The sequence below is a fragment of the Streptococcus sp. 477 genome (genome assembly GCF_013277295.1).
Lineage (GTDB): Bacteria > Bacillota > Bacilli > Lactobacillales > Streptococcaceae > Streptococcus > Streptococcus pseudopneumoniae.
The window spans coordinates 1-17,004 of record NZ_VMMQ01000005.1; the positions used below are offsets into that span (position 1 = coordinate 1).

The 17,004-nt window shown below is 39.4% G+C and carries 16 protein-coding genes and 2 tRNA genes; 1 reads left to right on the top strand and 17 read right to left on the bottom strand.

All coding sequences use genetic code 11. The annotated features are described in order from the left end of the window. Nucleotides 1-227: 227 nt before the first annotated feature. Nucleotides 228-1,337, bottom strand: coding sequence for a cell elongation protein CozE (gene cozE, locus HT691_RS00285; RefSeq protein WP_172921636.1), 1,110 nt, complete (start codon nt 1,335-1,337; stop codon nt 228-230). Between the two features lie 102 nt (nt 1,338-1,439). Here cozE and pbp3 point away from each other — a divergent pair, with 102 nt between their 5' ends. Beyond that, on the top strand, nt 1,440-2,681 hold the full coding sequence (gene pbp3 / locus HT691_RS00290) for a D-alanyl-D-alanine carboxypeptidase PBP3 (protein ID WP_023936173.1): 1,242 nt from the start codon (nt 1,440-1,442) through the stop codon (nt 2,679-2,681). Nucleotides 2,682-2,808: 127 nt separating this feature from the next. On the opposite strand, the gene sufB is transcribed toward pbp3, so the two are convergent. The 16 genes from sufB to HT691_RS00370 all read right to left on the bottom strand — a co-directional run bounded on the left by sufB (nt 2,809) and on the right by HT691_RS00370 (nt 17,002). Beyond that, nucleotides 2,809-4,221: a Fe-S cluster assembly protein SufB gene (gene sufB, locus HT691_RS00295; protein WP_000797052.1), complete on the bottom strand. Its 1,413-nt coding sequence runs from the start codon at nt 4,219-4,221 to the stop codon at nt 2,809-2,811. Between the two features lie 57 nt (nt 4,222-4,278). Then, a complete protein-coding gene (gene sufU / locus HT691_RS00300; RefSeq protein ID WP_023936697.1) occupies nt 4,279-4,719 on the bottom strand; it encodes a Fe-S cluster assembly sulfur transfer protein SufU in 441 nt (146 codons plus the stop codon). After that, the gene (locus HT691_RS00305) at nt 4,706-5,932 is read right to left on the bottom strand and encodes a cysteine desulfurase (protein ID WP_023936695.1); all 1,227 of its coding nucleotides are present in this window, start codon (nt 5,930-5,932) and stop codon (nt 4,706-4,708) included. The genes sufU and HT691_RS00305 overlap by 14 nt, the downstream gene beginning before the upstream one ends. Nucleotides 5,933-5,942: 10 nt before the next feature. Then, entirely contained in the window at nt 5,943-7,205 is a 1,263-nt protein-coding gene (gene sufD, locus HT691_RS00310) for a Fe-S cluster assembly protein SufD (RefSeq protein WP_023932857.1), read from the bottom strand. Nucleotides 7,206-7,232: 27 nt separating this feature from the next. Continuing rightward, nucleotides 7,233-8,003, bottom strand: a complete 771-nt coding sequence (gene sufC, locus HT691_RS00315) for a Fe-S cluster assembly ATPase SufC (protein WP_000114489.1) — start codon at nt 8,001-8,003, stop codon at nt 7,233-7,235. Nucleotides 8,004-8,267: 264 nt separating this feature from the next. Continuing rightward, nucleotides 8,268-8,462, bottom strand: a complete 195-nt coding sequence (locus HT691_RS00320; protein WP_001041547.1) for a DUF3272 domain-containing protein — start codon at nt 8,460-8,462, stop codon at nt 8,268-8,270. Nucleotides 8,463-8,489: 27 nt separating this feature from the next. After that, nucleotides 8,490-10,145, bottom strand: a complete 1,656-nt coding sequence (dnaX, locus tag HT691_RS00325) for a DNA polymerase III subunit gamma/tau (RefSeq protein ID WP_166727418.1) — start codon at nt 10,143-10,145, stop codon at nt 8,490-8,492. Beyond that, nucleotides 10,145-10,642, bottom strand: coding sequence for a GAF domain-containing protein (locus HT691_RS00330; protein WP_050219081.1), 498 nt, complete (start codon nt 10,640-10,642; stop codon nt 10,145-10,147). Before HT691_RS00330 ends, dnaX begins: the two co-directional genes overlap by 1 nt. 86 nt (nt 10,643-10,728) lie before the next feature. After that, entirely contained in the window at nt 10,729-11,931 is a 1,203-nt protein-coding gene (rpsA, locus tag HT691_RS00335) for a 30S ribosomal protein S1 (RefSeq protein ID WP_001001629.1), read from the bottom strand. A 161-nt stretch (nt 11,932-12,092) separates the two neighbouring features. Then, nucleotides 12,093-12,164 (bottom strand) — tRNA-Gln (locus HT691_RS00340). A gap of 9 nt (nt 12,165-12,173) precedes the next feature. Continuing rightward, nucleotides 12,174-12,254 (bottom strand) — tRNA-Tyr (locus tag HT691_RS00345). A 49-nt stretch (nt 12,255-12,303) separates the two neighbouring features. After that, nucleotides 12,304-12,534: a DUF2969 domain-containing protein gene (locus HT691_RS00350; protein ID WP_000037111.1), complete on the bottom strand. Its 231-nt coding sequence runs from the start codon at nt 12,532-12,534 to the stop codon at nt 12,304-12,306. A gap of 167 nt (nt 12,535-12,701) precedes the next feature. Further along, entirely contained in the window at nt 12,702-13,346 is a 645-nt protein-coding gene (gene pcp / locus HT691_RS00355) for a pyroglutamyl-peptidase I (RefSeq protein ID WP_000699369.1), read from the bottom strand. Nucleotides 13,347-13,360: 14 nt separating this feature from the next. Further along, on the bottom strand, nt 13,361-14,284 hold the full coding sequence (locus HT691_RS00360) for a DUF979 domain-containing protein (RefSeq protein ID WP_000137265.1): 924 nt from the start codon (nt 14,282-14,284) through the stop codon (nt 13,361-13,363). After that, nucleotides 14,281-14,970 (bottom strand): DUF969 domain-containing protein, encoded by a 690-nt coding sequence (locus HT691_RS00365; protein ID WP_000454774.1) that lies wholly within the window; start codon nt 14,968-14,970, stop codon nt 14,281-14,283. Before HT691_RS00365 ends, HT691_RS00360 begins: the two co-directional genes overlap by 4 nt. A gap of 64 nt (nt 14,971-15,034) precedes the next feature. After that, nucleotides 15,035-17,002, bottom strand: a complete 1,968-nt coding sequence (locus HT691_RS00370; RefSeq protein ID WP_166731258.1) for a peptide ABC transporter substrate-binding protein — start codon at nt 17,000-17,002, stop codon at nt 15,035-15,037. Nucleotides 17,003-17,004 lie beyond the last annotated feature (2 nt).

Below are 17,004 nucleotides of genomic sequence, written 5' to 3' on the forward strand. Positions count from 1 at the left end.
ACTATTCTAGTTTCAATCTACTATAAATAGGTTTCATTCGAACTTTAATAGACTATGAAAACCAGTGGAACTTATCCTGACACGGAATTCCACTGGTTTTTTCGATTTTTACCAGATTAACTTCTACTATTCTTAGCTGTGAAAATTAGTTTAGGACTTTAACTTATTTTCAATCTTCTAATCTAAAGGCCACTTCCAGTAAAGAAAAATCAGGGGTCTCCTGACTTTTACTTAGCTAATTCTCTTTCTCGTTCTTTCATTATTTTATGATTTTCATACAAACGGGATAAGAACTTAGAAATTTCTTTTAAGATAGAATAGGTTGGCACTGCGACAATCATTCCAACTACACCATAGATATTGCTTGACAACAAAAGTAAAACTAAAATCGTGATTGGATGAACCTTCATAACACTTCCTACGATTCGAGGATATAAGATATTGCCATCTACCTGCTGAACAACAAGCATATAAATCACTGCAATCAGCATTCTATGGGGATTAGTGAATATATTTGCAATAATCATAGGAATCAAACCAATACTTGGCCCCACATAAGGAATTAAATTGGCTACACCAGAAAAAATAGCAAAAACTAAAGCATATTTTAAACCAATAATACTATAGCCAATATAAGCTAAACAACCTATAATGATTGCGTCAATCGAAACTCCACTAATATAGCGAGCAATCGTCGCATTTAAATTCTTTAAGAGACCTGCGATATGCAAGCGATCCCTCTTTAGAACCGTTCTTTCAAGCATGGGCAAGAATTTATGTCCATCTAATAAGAAATAAACCAAAAAAACTGGAGTCATAATCAAAATCAAAACAGTACTGATAAGAGCTGACAAGACGCTCCCCACACTATTTGATACGCTATTTAGGATCTTTTGAAGAATATCAACATAGGATAAGTTTAACTGCTGAATTGTAGCTTCTACATCCAAATTCTGGAGCGCAGGATAATTAGATAAGTCTATGATTAAGTCTTGTACTCGACTATAAATAGTTTGACTAGATATAATCAAGCTAGATAACTGATTAATCAAAATAGGTAAGAGATAGACAACACCTATGACCATTCCCCAGACCAAAGCACACAAGGTAATTAAAATACCAAGTAAACGATTGAGTTTACAGACTTTATTTAAGAAAGTAACAATAGGGTTTGTCAAATAATAAAGAAAGCCCCCTAATAAAAATGGAATCATAATTGTATTAAGCACGCTAACAAAAGGGTTAATCAAAGACCCCATCTGTCTCCATAGGTAAAAGATGATGGTTAAGAGTAAAATTTCTGTGGTCCAAAAAAATAATTTATTTCTACGAAACATGAGTTACCTCCCTCACTCTATTTTACCATATTTTCAAAAAGCTTAACGGATGAATTATTAAAGCAAGAATATTTTTTTTCTTTATGATAGAATAAGACTACTATGAAAAAAATATTGTTAACTTTATTAACTGTCTCCCTTTTAGGAGGTGCTTCTACTGTTGCTGCTCAAGATTTTACCATTGCTGCAAAACATGCCATTGCTGTTGAGGCAAATACTGGTAAAATTCTCTATGAGAAGGATGCAACGCAACCTGTCGAAATTGCTTCCATAACAAAATTGATTACTGTTTATCTGGTCTATGAAGCTTTGGAAAAGGGAAGTATTACCCTCTCCACTCCTGTAGATATTTCTGATTATCCTTATCAATTGACGACAAATTCTGAAGCCAGTAATGTTCCTATGGAGGCCCGTAATTATACTGTCGAAGAGTTGCTTGAAGCAACTCTGGTATCTAGTGCCAACAGCGCCGCTATTGCCCTAGCTGAGAAAATTGCTGGCTCAGAAAAAAACTTCGTTGATATGATGCGAGCAAAACTCTTGGAATGGGGAATCAAAGATGCTACTGTTGTCAATACAACTGGTCTTAACAACGAGACTCTAGGAGATAATATTTACCCGGGCTCAAAAAAAGATGATGAAAACAAGCTCAGTGCTTATGATGTTGCTATTGTTGCTCGTAACCTCATCAAAAAATACCCACAAGTCTTGGAAATCACCAAAAAACCTTCTTCTACTTTTGCTGGAATGACAATCACTTCGACCAACTACATGTTAGAAGGTATGCCTGCTTACCGTGGTGGTTTTGATGGACTGAAAACAGGAACAACAGATAAGGCTGGAGAGTCTTTTGTTGGTACTACTGTCGAAAAAGGCATGAGGGTTATCACTGTTATTTTGAATGCAGATCATCAAGACAATAATCCTTACTCTCGTTTTACAGCTACATCTTCCCTAATGGATTATATTTCTTCTACATTTACACTTCGCAAAATCGTTCAGCAAGGCGATGCCTATCAAGATAGCAAAGCCCCTGTACAAGATGGAAAAGAAGATACGGTCACTGCAGTGGCTCCAGAGGATATCTATCTAATTGAACGTATCGGGAATCAATCTTCTCAATCTATTCAATTCACACCTGATTCCAAAGCAATCCCAGCACCACTTGAAGCTGGAACAGTGGTTGGCCATTTGACTTACGAAGACAAGGACTTGATTGGTCAAGGTTACATCACCACAGAGCGCCCTAGTTTCGAAATGGTTGCAGACAAGAAAATGGAAAAAGCCTTCTTCTTAAAAGTTTGGTGGAATCAGTTTGTCCGCTTTGTTAACGAGAAATTATAAAAAAATCGCGATTTAAACCGCGATTTTTTTTTATTACAAATTCATCTTCAAAGTTCTTGATTTTGAGTAGATCTAATGCTCAATGAAAATCAAAGTCCTTGATTTTGAGTATATCTAAAATCAAATTTTACCCAACTGACCCTTCCATCTCATAGCTAATCAAACGGTTCAGCTCAACAGCATACTCCATTGGAAGCTCTTTTGTGAAGGGCTCCACAAATCCCATAACAATCATTTCTGTCGCTTCTGATTCTGACAATCCACGACTCATGAGGTAATACAATTGTTCTTCTGAAATCTTAGAAACCTTAGCTTCGTGTTCCAAAGCAACTTGCGAGTTGTGGATTTCATTAAATGGAATAGTATCTGATGCCGACAAGTCATCCATGATAATGGTATCACATTCAATGTGAGAAACAGATTTCTTAGAGTTCTTGTTAAAGGTTACTTGACCACGGTAGTCAACCTTTCCTCCGCCTTTAGCGATGGATTTAGACACGATAGACGAACTGGTATGTGGAGCATTGTGAATCATCTTGGCACCAGTGTCCTGGTGTTGCCCTGCATTAGCAAAGGCAATAGAAAGCATAGTACCACGCGCCCCTTCTCCATCTAGGCAAACAGATGGGTATTTCATGGTTGTTTTGGCACCCAAGTTTCCATCAATCCACTCAACAGTCGCATCTTTCAAGGCTTTGGCACGTTTCGTTACCAAGTTATAGACGTTGTCAGACCAGTTTTGAATGGTTGTATAACGCATATAAGCTCCTTTTAAGGAAAAGATTTCTACGATGGCCGCATGCAAGCTGTTACTTGAATAAGTTGGTGCTGTACAGCCCTCTACGTAGTGGACACTTGCTCCTTCATCAACGATAATCAAAGTACGTTCAAACTGACCAGTATTTTCGTTATTGATACGGAAGTAGGTTTGAAGTGGAATATCTACCTTGACCCCTTTTGGTACGTAGATAAAGGTTCCACCTGACCATACTGCTGAGTTAAGGGCAGCCAACTTGTTATCTGTCGGCGGTACCAACTTAGCGAAGTATTGTTTAAACAAGTCTGGGTATTCTTTGAGAGCAGAATCCGTATCTGTAAAGATGATACCTAACTTCTCAAACTCTTCCTTCATGTTGTGGTAAACTACTTCTGACTCGTACTGGGCAGAGGCACCAGCTAAATAAGCACGCTCAGCTTCCGGAATTCCGATACGTTCAAAGGTTTCTTTAATTTTTTCAGGAACCTCATCCCATGAACGAGCTGGCTTATCAGATGGTTTTTGATAATAAATCAAGTCATCAAAGTCAATCTCTGACAAGTCTGCTCCCCAAGTTTGCATGGGCATTTTTTTGAAGGTTTCATAAGACTTCAAACGAAATTCTAACATCCACTCAGGTTCTCCCTTAGCAGCTGATAGTTCACGAATGACATCTTCATTCAATCCTTTTCCTGTCGATAGGACAGGCTCTACATCATCATGGAAACCAAATTTATATTCACCAAGGTCAATTGGTTTTGGTTCTACTCTTTCTTCAGCCATAATATCCTTTCTTTCATTCTTCATTTCTACTGATTCATAAGACAAAAGAAGCTTGCCTTACTGATTTTCTTGATTTTCAATTGTTTTCTTCAGGGCGTTCCAAGCTAGGGTTGCACACTTGATTCGTTGAGGAAATTTGGCAACACCTGACAAGAAGGCTGCATCTCCAAGACTATCTTGTCTGTCATCTTTTTGCCCTTGAACCATTTCAGAAAAAATGGTCGCAAGTTCTAAGATTTCTTGCTTGGTTTTTCCTAAAACTGCATCTGTCATCATGCTAGCAGATGCAGTTGAGATGGTACAACCTGAATTTAGAAAAGCGATATCCTCCAAACGATCATCTGCATCAAACTTGACAGAGAGGTTGATGACATCGCCACAGGTTGGATTGTTGAGACTGATTTGTTCAGCATCTTCCAGCTTCCCTTGGTGATGTGGATTTTTCGAATGGTCCGCTACCACTGCCATATAAAGGCTATCTAGTTTAGAAAGTGCCATTGAAAAACTCCTTTGTCTTTTGTAAGGCATCGACTAGCTTGTCGCAATCTGCCTTGGTATTGTAGATATAAAAGCTAGCGCGAGCTGTTGCTGGGACATCCAAATACTGGAGCAAGGGTTGCGCACAGTGGTGACCCGCACGAACTGCTACTCCTTCATAATCCAAAGCAGTCGCAAGGTCGTGAGGATGAAGGTCGCCTAGGTTAAAAGCAATGACACCTGAACGTTGAGCCAAGTCCTGTGAACCATAAATGGTCAGTCCTTCAATCGCCTGCAGTTTTGGATAGACGTATGCGATCAATTCCTGTTCATGGGCTTCAATGGCATCCATACCAATCGTTTCCAGATAATCCACTGCAGCAGCAAGTCCGATTGCACCAGCCATGTTAGGAGTTCCAGCCTCAAATTTCCAAGGTAATTCCTTCCAACTAGCAGATTGCTCATAGACGAAATCAATCATCTCACCACCAAATTCTACTGGTGACATTTGCTCCAGATACTTTTCTTTGCCATAAAGAACACCGATACCAGTCGGACCAGCCATCTTGTGACCTGAAAAGGCAAAGAAGTCCACATCCAAGTCCTGGACATCAATCTTCATATGAGGTGTAGATTGAGCACCATCCACTACCATGATTGCCCCAACTTGGTGGGCTAATTGAGTGATTTCCTTGATCGGATTGACCACACCAAGAACATTGGAGGCATGAGCTAGGGAAACAAATTTAACCTTATCAGTCAATTTAGCTCGCAAATCCTCCATATCCAAGGCACCATCTTTAAGACAGACATAGACAAGCTCTGCTCCAGTCTTTCGACAAGCTTCCTGCCATGGAATGATATTAGAATGGTGTTCCATTACTGAAATCAAGACCTGGTCTCCCTCAGTCAAGACTTCCTCAGCATAACGCGCTACCCAGTTCAGACTGGTTGTCGTTCCTCTGGTAAAGAGAACTTCCTTTGTAGAGTCTGCATTGATAAACTTACGAATGGTTTCACGAGCCGCCTCATAAGAAGCTGTCGCCCTTTCTGCCAAGGTATGAACACCACGGTGAACATTGGCATTGTCGTTCTCATAATAGCGGTTAATTGTTTCCAGAACTGCTAGTGGTTTTTGTGTCGTCGCAGCATTGTCCAGATAGACCAACGGTTCATCGTTGACAATCTGGTCTAAAATTGGAAAATCCTTGCGAATCGCTTCTACATCTAACATAGGCTTCCCCTTAGCGTTTTGACAATTTTTCTTCGATAGTCGCAATCATTTCATCACGAACTTCCTTGACTGGAATCTCAACGATAACGGATCCAAGGAAACCACGAACAACCAAGCGTTCTGCAGTTGCCTTATCCAAGCCACGGCTCATGAGATAGTACATGTCTTCTGGATCTACTTGCCCGATAGAAGCCGCGTGACCAGCAGTGACGTCATTTTCATCAATCAAAAGAATTGGATTGGCATCTGAACGCGCTTGGTCTGAAAGCATGAGAACACGGCTCTCTTGTTGCGCATCTGCTCCCTTGGCACCCTTGATAATGTGGCCAATACCATTGAAAGTTAAAGTTGCTTTTTCAAGAATAACCCCATGTTGCAGGATATTTCCGATTGAGTTGCAACCATAGTTTGTTACACGAGTATCAATCCCTTGCACCTGACGGCCACTTGAAAGAGCTACAACTTTCAGGTCAGCATGGCTACCGTTACCAATCAAGTCACTATCAAAATCCGCAACGACATTTCCTTCGTTCATGACACCGATAGCCCAGTCAATGCTTGCATCGTTGCCTAGTTTACCACGACGACTAATGTAAGCAGTGACGTTTTCACCTAGACGGTCGATCGCAGCAAACTTGACTTGCGCACCAGAACGTGCAATCACTTCCACTGTGATATTGGCAGTTGCTTTGGCACTTCCTTCACCGCGTGACTCTAAACGCTCCAGATAACTAATCTTAGAGTTTTTACCAGCGATAATCATAATATGCTTGTTAAACGGCACATCACTATCGCTGTCTTGGTAGAAAATTCCTTCGATTGGTTCTTTAATCTCAACATTATCAGGAATGTAGAGAACAGCACCACTATTGAAATAAGCTGTATGGTAGGCTGCCAACTTATCATCGTCATACTTGACAGATGACATGAAGAATTCCTCAACAAGCTCTGGAATTTCTTCTAAAGCTGAGTGGAAGTCTGTAAAGATGATACCCTGTTCAGCCAACTCAACTGGAATTTGCTCAAAAACAGTTTGCGTTCCTACTTGCACCAACTTCAAGTGGTTATCTAGTGCAGTGAAATCTGGAACATTTGCTGATGGCTCGCTTTCTGTAATCGTCCCATCCCCCAGATTCCAACGGTGGAATTTGACACGCTCAATAACTGGTAATTCTAGACTCTCAATCTTATCAAAAGCTTTTTGACGGAGGTCAGCCAACCAGCTTGGTTCAGCGTGCATTTCTGAAAAAAGTTTAATATTTTCTTTAGTCATTTACTTCTCCTAAAAGATACGAGGGAATTACAATTCTTCCTTGTAGTCGTAGCCAAGTTCTTCAGCTAGTTTTGCGTATCCTTCACGTTCCAAACGCGCAGCCAATTCTGGACCACCAGAAAGGACAACACGACCTTCCATCATCACGTGTACCACGTCTGGTGTGATATAGTTCAAAAGACGTTGGTAGTGAGTGATGATCATAGCACCAAAACCTTCACCACGCATGGCATTCACACCTTTAGAAACAACTTTAAGAGCGTCAATATCAAGACCAGAGTCAATCTCATCCAAAAGGGCAAAAGTTGGTTCCAACATCAAAAGTTGAAGAATTTCATTACGTTTTTTCTCACCACCAGAGAAGCCTTCGTTGAGGTAACGCTCTGCCATTTCTTCTTTCATGTTGAGCAATTCCATTTTCTCGTCCAACTTAGTGATAAACTCACGAACTGAAATCTTCTCATCATCTTCTTTACCAGCATTCATAGCGGCACGAAGAAACTCAGCGTTAGTAATACCAGGAATTTCTGATGGGTATTGCATAGCAAGGAAAAGTCCCATACGCGCACGCTCATCTACTTCCAACTCAAGGATGTTTACGCCATCAAACAAAACTTCACCTTTGGTTACTTCATAGTTTGGATTTCCCATGATAGCGGCAGAAAGAGTCGATTTACCTGTACCATTTGGTCCCATGATAGCGGCAATTTCTCCTGTTTTCAGGGTCAGGTTCACCCCTTTTAAAATTTCTTTTCCTTCAATCTCAACGTGAAGATCTTTGATTTCTAATACTGACATGATAGTTCCTTTCTTTTTCAAGACCTTTACAGTGCTTACTAGAAACATACTTGATTTCCCTAGAAAGTACGGTAATACTCAATGAAAATCAAAGAGCAAACTAGGAGGCTAGCCGCAGGTTGCTCAAAGCACCGCTTTGAGGTTGCAGATAAAGCTGACGTGGTTTGAAGAGATTTTCGAAGAGTATAAAAGGTCTATAAATATACTTTTCTAGTATAACAAAAAAAAGCCTAAAAGGCTTTGATTTTGTCTGGAAGCTAAGGGCTAGTCTTTCCTATTAAAATGCTGATCGATGACATCAACGATTTTGCCCATCACATAACTGACTCGGAAATTTCTGAAGAGTAAAATTGCCCAAAAGGCTGCCATAATATAGCGACCAGTCATCCAAGCTTCATTGAAAAAATAGGTCTCAGCAGCTGTAAACAGCGCCATAATAATAAATTGTTGTTTATTCATAAACTTATTGTATCATGAATTCTTTCTTTAGTCTTCCTCTACCTTCACTTTATCAGCCAAAAATTCAAATCCTTCTGGAATCAGGCTTTCTTCTGCTTCTTTTTCAGTTTGAGAAGATTTGGCTTTGGCTGAAAAGGCTGCGCGAACTTCTTTCCATTCCTCCATGGAAATAGCTAAAATCTCAGGTGAAAAACCTGCTGCCTGACTGAGGATGTTGCCAAACATAGTGTTGAGATTGTCCCGTTTCATGGTTTGACCAGCATTAAAGTTAGACTCAAAAGCAAGAATTGCATGGTGTTCATTGGCCGCAACCGGTTGAGAACCAACCAGCAAAGCCTTATCCGGCCCACCTAGACTTTCAATTACCTCTCCCCAGGCATTCTGCAAGCGAATCAGGTTTTGACGTGCCAAATCAGGATTTTCGACAGCCTCTTGTAAGATAGATTGAACTTTATTGCGATCTACACGATAGACTGTTTTGCCCGTAGCTGGACGACTAGGAGCTGGACTTGTTGGCTTGGATACAGTTCCCACATTTGCGAGTTCTTGTTTGAGACGTGTCACTTCCTGTCTCAGCGTAGCAATTTCATGTTCAACTGCCCCAGAAAGAGCTAGTTCAGGCTTAATCTCTGCTAAACGGATGGTCATCATCTCAGCATAAATCTTGGGCTGCAAACTAGACTTAATATCTGCTAAACTCACTGTCGCTAAGCGAATCATTTCAAACAGATTTTCCTGAGGAAGTGCCAAATTTTCTACAAAGACTGGACTATGATGAGTATTTTCTCCCCCTGTTTGAACAATTAACAAGTCTCTTAAATAGTGCAAAAGGTCGGTCACAAAACGGGTCATGCTCTTACCATTATCAAAAAGAAGACTTAAGCAAGACAAAGCTTTGGGAACATCCTGTTGAGACAAGGCAGCCACATAATCATCCAAGGCTGATAGGCTAATGGTGCCAGTAATTTCTTCAGAGATGGCAGTCGTCAATTCATTTCCCTGTGTCAAACTCAGGGCTTGATCCAAAATAGACAAGGCGTCCCGCATTCCACCTTCCGCTCGTCTGGCAATGATTTCCACAGCCTCTGGTTCAGAACTGATATTTTCTTTTTCTAAGATATAGTGGATATGTTCCTTAATATCCTGTGTCTTAATTGATTTAAACTCAAAACGTTGCACACGGGATAAAATAGTAGCAGGAATCTTGTGCAATTCAGTAGTGGCCAAAATAAAGACTACATTCTGTGTTGGCTCTTCCAGCGTCTTTAGGAGGGCATTAAAAGCCCCTGTAGACAGCATGTGAACCTCATCTATGATATAAACCTTATAACGAGCAAGACTAGGGGCGTAGGTAGATTTATCACGAATTTCACGAATTTCATCCACCCCATTATTAGAGGCCGCATCCATTTCAATGACATCTTCTAAACTACCGTCCGTCACTGCCTGACAAATATAGCAGTTATTACAAGGTTCACCACCCACTTGATTGGGACAGTTCATAGCCTTAGCAAAAATCTTAGCTACACTGGTTTTTCCCGTTCCACGTGGACCAGAAAAAAGATAAGCATGACTTATTTTTTCTTGTTCCACTGCTTGTTTAAGAGTCTTAGCCACAACTTCTTGACCAACCAACTGGGAGAAGTTTTGACTTCTATATTTTCGATAAAGTGCTTGATACATTAAGATTTTTCCCCAAACATTGTAAAGTCCCATTCTGTCTTTTCAAGCAAAATAGCGACAAATTGTTCCAAATAATCTCGATCCATTGCATCGTAATCATCAATCTCTGAAGAATCCAGATCCAGAACTCCAAGTAGTTGGCCATTCTTCATCATCGGCACCACAATTTCACTTTTAGCTAGACTATCACAAGAAATATAGTTGGGATAGGTCCTTACATCACCAACCAGGACTGTTTCCTGAAAGTGAGCTGCCTCACCACAAACACCCTTACCTAGTGCAATACGGATGCAGGAAACACCTCCTTGGAAGGGACCTAAAACCAATTCCTTTCCATCGAACAGATAAAAGCCTGCAAATACGGTATTAGGAAAACGTGATTTTATGAGAGCACTGGCGTTGGAAAGATTAGCCAAAACATTGGTTTCGCCTTCCAATAGGAAGGACAATTCTTCATTTAACATTTGATAACGTGATTGTTTTTCTGATTTTAACATAGAACTATTATATCAAAAAAGGAGCAGAGACAAAAGAAAAAATCCCTTGTTTAGTAAACAAAGGATTTTGTGAATTTTCAATTTGATTAAAGTTCGATATCACCAAACAAATCAGCCATTGAAAATCCTGTTTGTGTTTCTGGAAGTTCGAAATCACGCTTCTCTTGACGTCTTGGACGACGTGGACGAGCAGCACGTTTTTCTTCTTTTTGTCCTTCTTCTTGAGCTGGACGTTCTTCAAGAGCTTTAATAGAAAGTGATACACGCTCTGCATCTGCGTTAACTTCAAGAACTTTAACTTGAACTTCTTGACCAACTTTAAGAGCTTCTTTTGGATTTTCAATACGTTTGTGTGAAATTTGTGATACGTGAACAAGTCCATCGATACCTGGCAATACTTCAACAAATGCACCGAAGTCAGTCAAACGTTTAACTGTTCCTTCTACTACATCACCTTTAGCCAATTTTTGCTCAACACCATCCCATGGTCCTGGTACTGTTGCTTTAAGTGAAAGTGATACACGTCCTTCTTCTTCGTTAAGATCAAGGATTTTCACTTCAATTTCTTCACCAACAGTTACAACTGATTTTGGTGAAACGTTACGTTCATGTGACAATTCAGTCAAGTGAACCAATCCGTCAACACCACCAAGGTCGATGAAAGCACCGAAACTTGTGATACGAGCAACTTTACCAGTTACAACATCACCAACAGCAAATTTACCAAATACTTCAGCGCGAGCTGCTGCTGTAGCTGCTTCAACAACTTCACGACGTGAAAGGATGAAGCGGTTTTCTTTAGCATCAACTTCTTTGATTTTAGCGTCAAATTCTTGACCTACAAAACGCTCAGTGTTACGTACGAAACGAGTATCCAACATTGAAGCTGGGATAAATCCACGAACACCTTCAAATTCTACTGAAAGTCCACCTTTAACGGCACGAGTTCCTTTAACAGTAACAACTTCTTCTTCGCGACCAACAAGTTTGTCCCATGCTTTGCGAGCTTCAAGGCGTTTTTTAGATACAAGGTATGTAACTGTATCAGTATCTTTACCAACTACTTGACGAAGTACAAGAACATCCAATACTTCTCCTACTTTAACAAAGTCATTGATATCTGCATCGCGATCGTTTGTCAATTCGCGAAGAGTCAAGACACCTTCAACACCAGTTCCAGAGATTGCAACGTTAGCTTGAGTCGCATCAACTGTCAATACTTCAGCACTAACAACATCACCAGTCTCAACTTGGCTAACGCTATTTAGCAAATCTTCAAATTCGTTCATCTAAAAAATCCTCCAACAATCAAGTTTTTCTTAAACTTGACATACTTATAATTTTTTTCCTAAGCACCCGCAAGGACATGTTCATATCATTCACGTCTTTCAATTATAAAAATAAAATACCCTAAGATATTTTGCTTTTTATCTTGATTATTACCTAAGAACTGGGGTAGCTGGATTCGAACCAACGCATGAGGGAGTCAAAGTCCCTTGCCTTACCGCTTGGCTATACCCCATTGATGAAATGGAGAGAGAGGGATTCGAACCCCCGAACCCGAAGGAGCGGATTTACAGTCCGCCGCGTTTAGCCTCTTCGCTATCTCTCCTACAATCAACATGGACTATTATATCATGAAAATTTCAAAAAAACAAGACTTATTTTGCTAAATTATAATTTTCAATCAAAATTTCCACAGCTTTTTCCAATTTTTTATAAAAACTATCGACATTCCCATTCTTTATGATGGCAAATTGTCCCTCTAATTCGGCAATTTCTCCGATAACTTTTTTACCAATGATCAAGGTATAGCCTTCAAAACTGTCTTTTCCTACATTAACTTTGGCATCTGCTACTTGAATTTCGATTTTTTTATCTTTCTTACTCATTTCATACCTCTCTTCACTTTTTCTATTGTACAAGAAAATCCTAAAACTAGCAAGAAAAAACTCTATATCAGGCTTGTCTGATATAGAGTTTTATGTAAACAACCTTAATCGATTTAGCATAGCTAATAGTTAGTAAACAAGCATAAGTGACTATCCTTTTTAGATTATCAGTGAGTCTCACCACCTACTAACTGCAAATCCTTATCTTTGTAGTCTACAATAGCTTCAATAGCTACCTCTATGCCTCTTACAATATCACATAGACTCATTCCTGCAGTATTCGGCTTATTTACTACTTGTTCCATCATATATGGAATATGCATGAAACCTGCTCTCATATTAGGGAATTTTTTATCCACTAAATAAAGAGCTTGGTACATCAAATGATTGCAAACAAAGGTTCCTGCACTATTGGATACAACTGCTGGAAGTCCCTGTTTTTTAATAGCTTGTACCATCGCTTTGATAGGTAAACTACTAAAATAGGCCGATGCTCCATCAATACGAATCGGTGTATCAATTGGTTGATTGCCTTCGTTATCAGGTATGCGAGCATCATCTTGATTAATAGCCACTCGTTCAGGTGTTAAACCTGTCCTGCCGCCTGCTTGTCCAATACAAAGTACAGCATCTGGTTGATATCGTAATATTTCTGCCTCTAAAACTTCTGACGACTTATAAAAAACCGTTGGAATTTCTACCCAGCGAACTTCGGCCCCATTAATCTCAGATGGTAATAATTTTACAGCCTCCAAAGCTGGATTAATCTTTTCACCTCCAAAAGGATTAAAACCTGTAACCAATATTTTCATTTTATTTTCCTTTACTAAAATGCGAGAAAGTACATTAAGAATATGTGAATAACAATCATTACTAGAGCAACACCTGCTTGAGCCTTTATAACACCATTCTGATCTTTCATATCCATCAGTGCTGCTGGTAGAGCGTTAAAATTAGCAGCCATTGGGGTCAATAAGGTCCCACAATAACCTGCTGTCATGGCAAGAGCACCAGCCACAATTGGATTAGCTCCCAGAGCAAATACAAAGGGAACTCCAACACCTGCTGTAATAACGGTGAATGCTGCAAAAGCATTTCCCATAATCATTGTGAATAGAACCATTCCAAGAACATAGGCCAAAACTCCTATAAAGCGACTATCTGAAGGAACAATACCGCTAATCAGATGAGAGATAACATCACCAACACCTGCTACAGTAAAAATAGCCCCCAAAGCCCCTAATAATTGAGGAACAATCCCACTTGTTGAAACTTGCTGAGTCATTCGATTATTTTCTGATAACAGACTCTTAGGGTGACTATTGGTAATCACAAGAACAGAAATTGTAGCAAACAAGGCGGCAAGGCTAATCGAAATCTTGCTAAATTCTGGAATCATTTGCGCTAAGACCAACGCAAGTATTGCCATCAGCATAACTGGAATAAAAATTTTATTTTTCAACCTGTTAGATTCAATATTGGCTTTCATTTCATCTAAGGATGGCAAGGTTCCGATACGGACTTGCTTAAACAATGTTAGCAGCGATAATAGGATTACAATAATACCAATACTCATATTTGGCATATAGGAACCACCTATAAACGTAATAGACAATAGAGTCCAAAATGCAGATGTCCCAAGTCGAACTGGGTTTGTTTTATCTTTATAACTACAATAGGCTGTATGGAGAAATTGACAACCAATCACAATATAGGTCAACTCTAATAGTTGCTTTGCCAACTCTGTCATTTTTGTTCTCCTCCCCTAGTCTTTTTTGATATCAATTTTTTATCAAATAAATAATTGTAAATCCCTACTACAATAAGTGTTATAACAGCAACAATAATAGATGTAGAAGCAATCCCTGCATAATTGCTTTCATAGCCTAACTGATCTAATGTTCCCCCTATCAAGAGGACTCCCCCAGCACCTACAAACGTATTTTGAGCAAAGAAATTTCCAAAATTTTCATTCGCAGCCGCACGCGCTTTTATTGTCTCATCTTCAACCTCTGTTAACTTTCTACCTAATTGAGACTCTGCAGCTGCTTCTCCCATAGGTTGAACCAAAGGTCTGACAAACTGAGGGTGTCCTCCTAGACGAATTGAAAAGAAACCAGCTAACTCTCGAATAAAGAAATAAACTGTATAGAAGTTTCCAACTGTCAGACCTTTAATCTTTCGAATCAAATCAATTGATCGTTGCTTGAGTCCAAAGGTTTCTGACAGCCCCACAAGAGGCAAGGTAACCATAAAAATCGTGAGTACTCGCTGATTGCTAAATTCTTTTCCCAAAATCTCCAAAAATTCAACAAGAGAAACACCTGAAACTAAAGCTGTAACCAAACCAGCTAAGACTACTGTTGCAATTGTATCAAATTTTAAAATAAAACCCACAACAATGATTGCTATTCCTATTAGTTTAATCCACTCCATATCAAACTCCTTTATATTCAAAATGACAGTATTTTTTAAATTTTATCAAAAGCAATACCATTCCTTATTTAATATGCTTTTCTAGTTCTTTTTGGTATTTGCTATTGGATTCCAATTTTTCTTTTTGCCATTTTTTAAGAGCTTCGTCATATTCTTTTGTTGTAACAATATCTTTTTGCAATTTCATTCCTTTAAAGATATATGGATCCCCCTTAATACCAACTTGTGAGTATGGTTTTGAGAATGGTACTACGTTACTTACAACTGGAGAACCACCAGATGAAGCTGTTGGCATCAATAATGAACTATCTGTCAACCAAGCTTGAGCTTTGGCATATTTTTCATATCTCTTCTCTAGGTCAGTGGTCTCAGAAACAGCATCTTCTAGCAACTTCTTATATTGATCCAAACCAAGTTTAGCGACAACATCCTTATCTTTTCCTTTCGTAATACCAAGGTGTTTCATGGCAGAACCAGATTTTGGATCCATAATATTCAAGTAAGACGCTGGATCTTGATAGCTTGGAGCCCATCCTGTACTGTTCAAATCATAGTCTTTTTGAGAAGGAACACGCGCTTGTGATGTAATCGTTTCTTTTTCATTATCTGTCATTTGAAGCACATCGATGACAACATTTTCAGCACCAAGAGTTGATTCAATGGACTGTTTGAAAGAGTTGCTTTGTTGAACGGCGATAGTATCTGTTTGTTCAACCGGGACATCCAAGTGAATTGGGAAAGTTACCCCTTTAGATTCCAAGTCTTTCTTAGCTTTTTCGAAAGCAGCTTTAGCCTTGTCAGGGTTGTAGATAGAATCCTTACCGTCAACTAGCTCAACACCTTTCCATTGGTCACCATAGTTCACCAACTCTGCTTGAGCGATTTGACCAAAGTTCTTACCACCAGCTTGTACGAAGTTATCTGGAACAAGGCTGTTACGAATAATCTTGTCCGCACCATCTTCACCGTTTAGCTGGGCAGCATACGAATGACGGTTGAAGGCAAAGTTGATAGCCTGACGGAAGTCCTTATTGAGCATCGCTTCTTTTGTAGAAGTCTTTTGCTCCTCACTTGTTTTCGCAGTTTTATTGTATGACTGACGATTTACGTTAAAGGTGAAGTAATAACTACTTGAGTCCTGTGGGCTATAAGTGATTTTATCTCCGTATTGTTCCAAAGTTGAAGCAAAGTTTGAGCTGCTTGGGAAGAGACGGGCTGTCGTATAAGCACCAGAGGAGAAGCTACGGATCAAAGACTCCTGATCTGAACCATCGTAGTAGGTCAATTTAATCTTCTCAATTTTAACATTTTCTTTATCCCAGTAATTTGGATTTTTTTCATATTCAATCAAAGATTTAGAAGTCAATGTTTTTAAGAAATAAGGACCATTGTAGAGAATCCCTGCTGGGCTAACCTCTCCGTAATTCTTTCCTGATGCCTTTAAAAACTCTTCATTTACAGGCAACATCGTTGCTGTGGTCACTTTTGAATTCCAGAAACTTTCTGGCGCATTCAATGTATACTCAACTGTGTAGTCATCCAAAGCTTTAACACCAACTGTAGAGAAATCATTGGTTTCACCAGTCATATAGGCGTCTAAGCCTTTAATTGAATTTTGGATGAGAGAGACACCGTCTGACTTACCGTCAGCTACGTGTTTCAATCCTGTTACAAAGTCATGGGCTGTTACTTCTGCGTATTCTTCACCTTCTGAAGTGTACCATTTCACTCCTTTACGAAGTTTATAGGTATAAGTCAATCCATCTTTTGAGACAGACCAATCCTCAGCCAAAGAAGGAATAACATTACCATATTTATCATTTTCCATCAAACCATCAACGACATTCCCGATAATATCTGTTGTGGATGTACGCGTTGCTATGCTGTAGTCCAAGGATGCTGGATCCACTGCATAGACATAAGAAAATGTTGTCGGAGCATCTGCTTCTTTATCAGCTTTTCCACAGGCTGCTAAAAGAGCTGTTGTGCTTAGGATAAGTCCTGTTGTTAAAATCCACTTTTTCGATTTCATAA

Coding starts and splice junctions, on each gene's coding strand:
- cozE (WP_172921636.1), bottom strand. CDS start 1,337: ATGTTTCGTAGAAATAAATTATTTTTTTGGACCACAGAAATTTTACTC.
- pbp3 (WP_023936173.1), top strand. CDS start 1,440: ATGAAAAAAATATTGTTAACTTTATTAACTGTCTCCCTTTTAGGAGGT.
- sufB (WP_000797052.1), bottom strand. CDS start 4,221: ATGGCTGAAGAAAGAGTAGAACCAAAACCAATTGACCTTGGTGAATAT.
- sufU (WP_023936697.1), bottom strand. CDS start 4,719: ATGGCACTTTCTAAACTAGATAGCCTTTATATGGCAGTGGTAGCGGAC.
- HT691_RS00305 (WP_023936695.1), bottom strand. CDS start 5,932: ATGTTAGATGTAGAAGCGATTCGCAAGGATTTTCCAATTTTAGACCAG.
- sufD (WP_023932857.1), bottom strand. CDS start 7,205: ATGACTAAAGAAAATATTAAACTTTTTTCAGAAATGCACGCTGAACCA.
- sufC (WP_000114489.1), bottom strand. CDS start 8,003: ATGTCAGTATTAGAAATCAAAGATCTTCACGTTGAGATTGAAGGAAAA.
- HT691_RS00320 (WP_001041547.1), bottom strand. CDS start 8,462: ATGAATAAACAACAATTTATTATTATGGCGCTGTTTACAGCTGCTGAG.
- dnaX (WP_166727418.1), bottom strand. CDS start 10,145: ATGTATCAAGCACTTTATCGAAAATATAGAAGTCAAAACTTCTCCCAG.
- HT691_RS00330 (WP_050219081.1), bottom strand. CDS start 10,642: ATGTTAAAATCAGAAAAACAATCACGTTATCAAATGTTAAATGAAGAA.
- rpsA (WP_001001629.1), bottom strand. CDS start 11,931: ATGAACGAATTTGAAGATTTGCTAAATAGCGTTAGCCAAGTTGAGACT.
- HT691_RS00350 (WP_000037111.1), bottom strand. CDS start 12,534: ATGAGTAAGAAAGATAAAAAAATCGAAATTCAAGTAGCAGATGCCAAA.
- pcp (WP_000699369.1), bottom strand. CDS start 13,346: ATGAAAATATTGGTTACAGGTTTTAATCCTTTTGGAGGTGAAAAGATT.
- HT691_RS00360 (WP_000137265.1), bottom strand. CDS start 14,284: ATGACAGAGTTGGCAAAGCAACTATTAGAGTTGACCTATATTGTGATT.
- HT691_RS00365 (WP_000454774.1), bottom strand. CDS start 14,970: ATGGAGTGGATTAAACTAATAGGAATAGCAATCATTGTTGTGGGTTTT.
- HT691_RS00370 (WP_166731258.1), bottom strand. CDS start 17,002: ATGAAATCGAAAAAGTGGATTTTAACAACAGGACTTATCCTAAGCACA.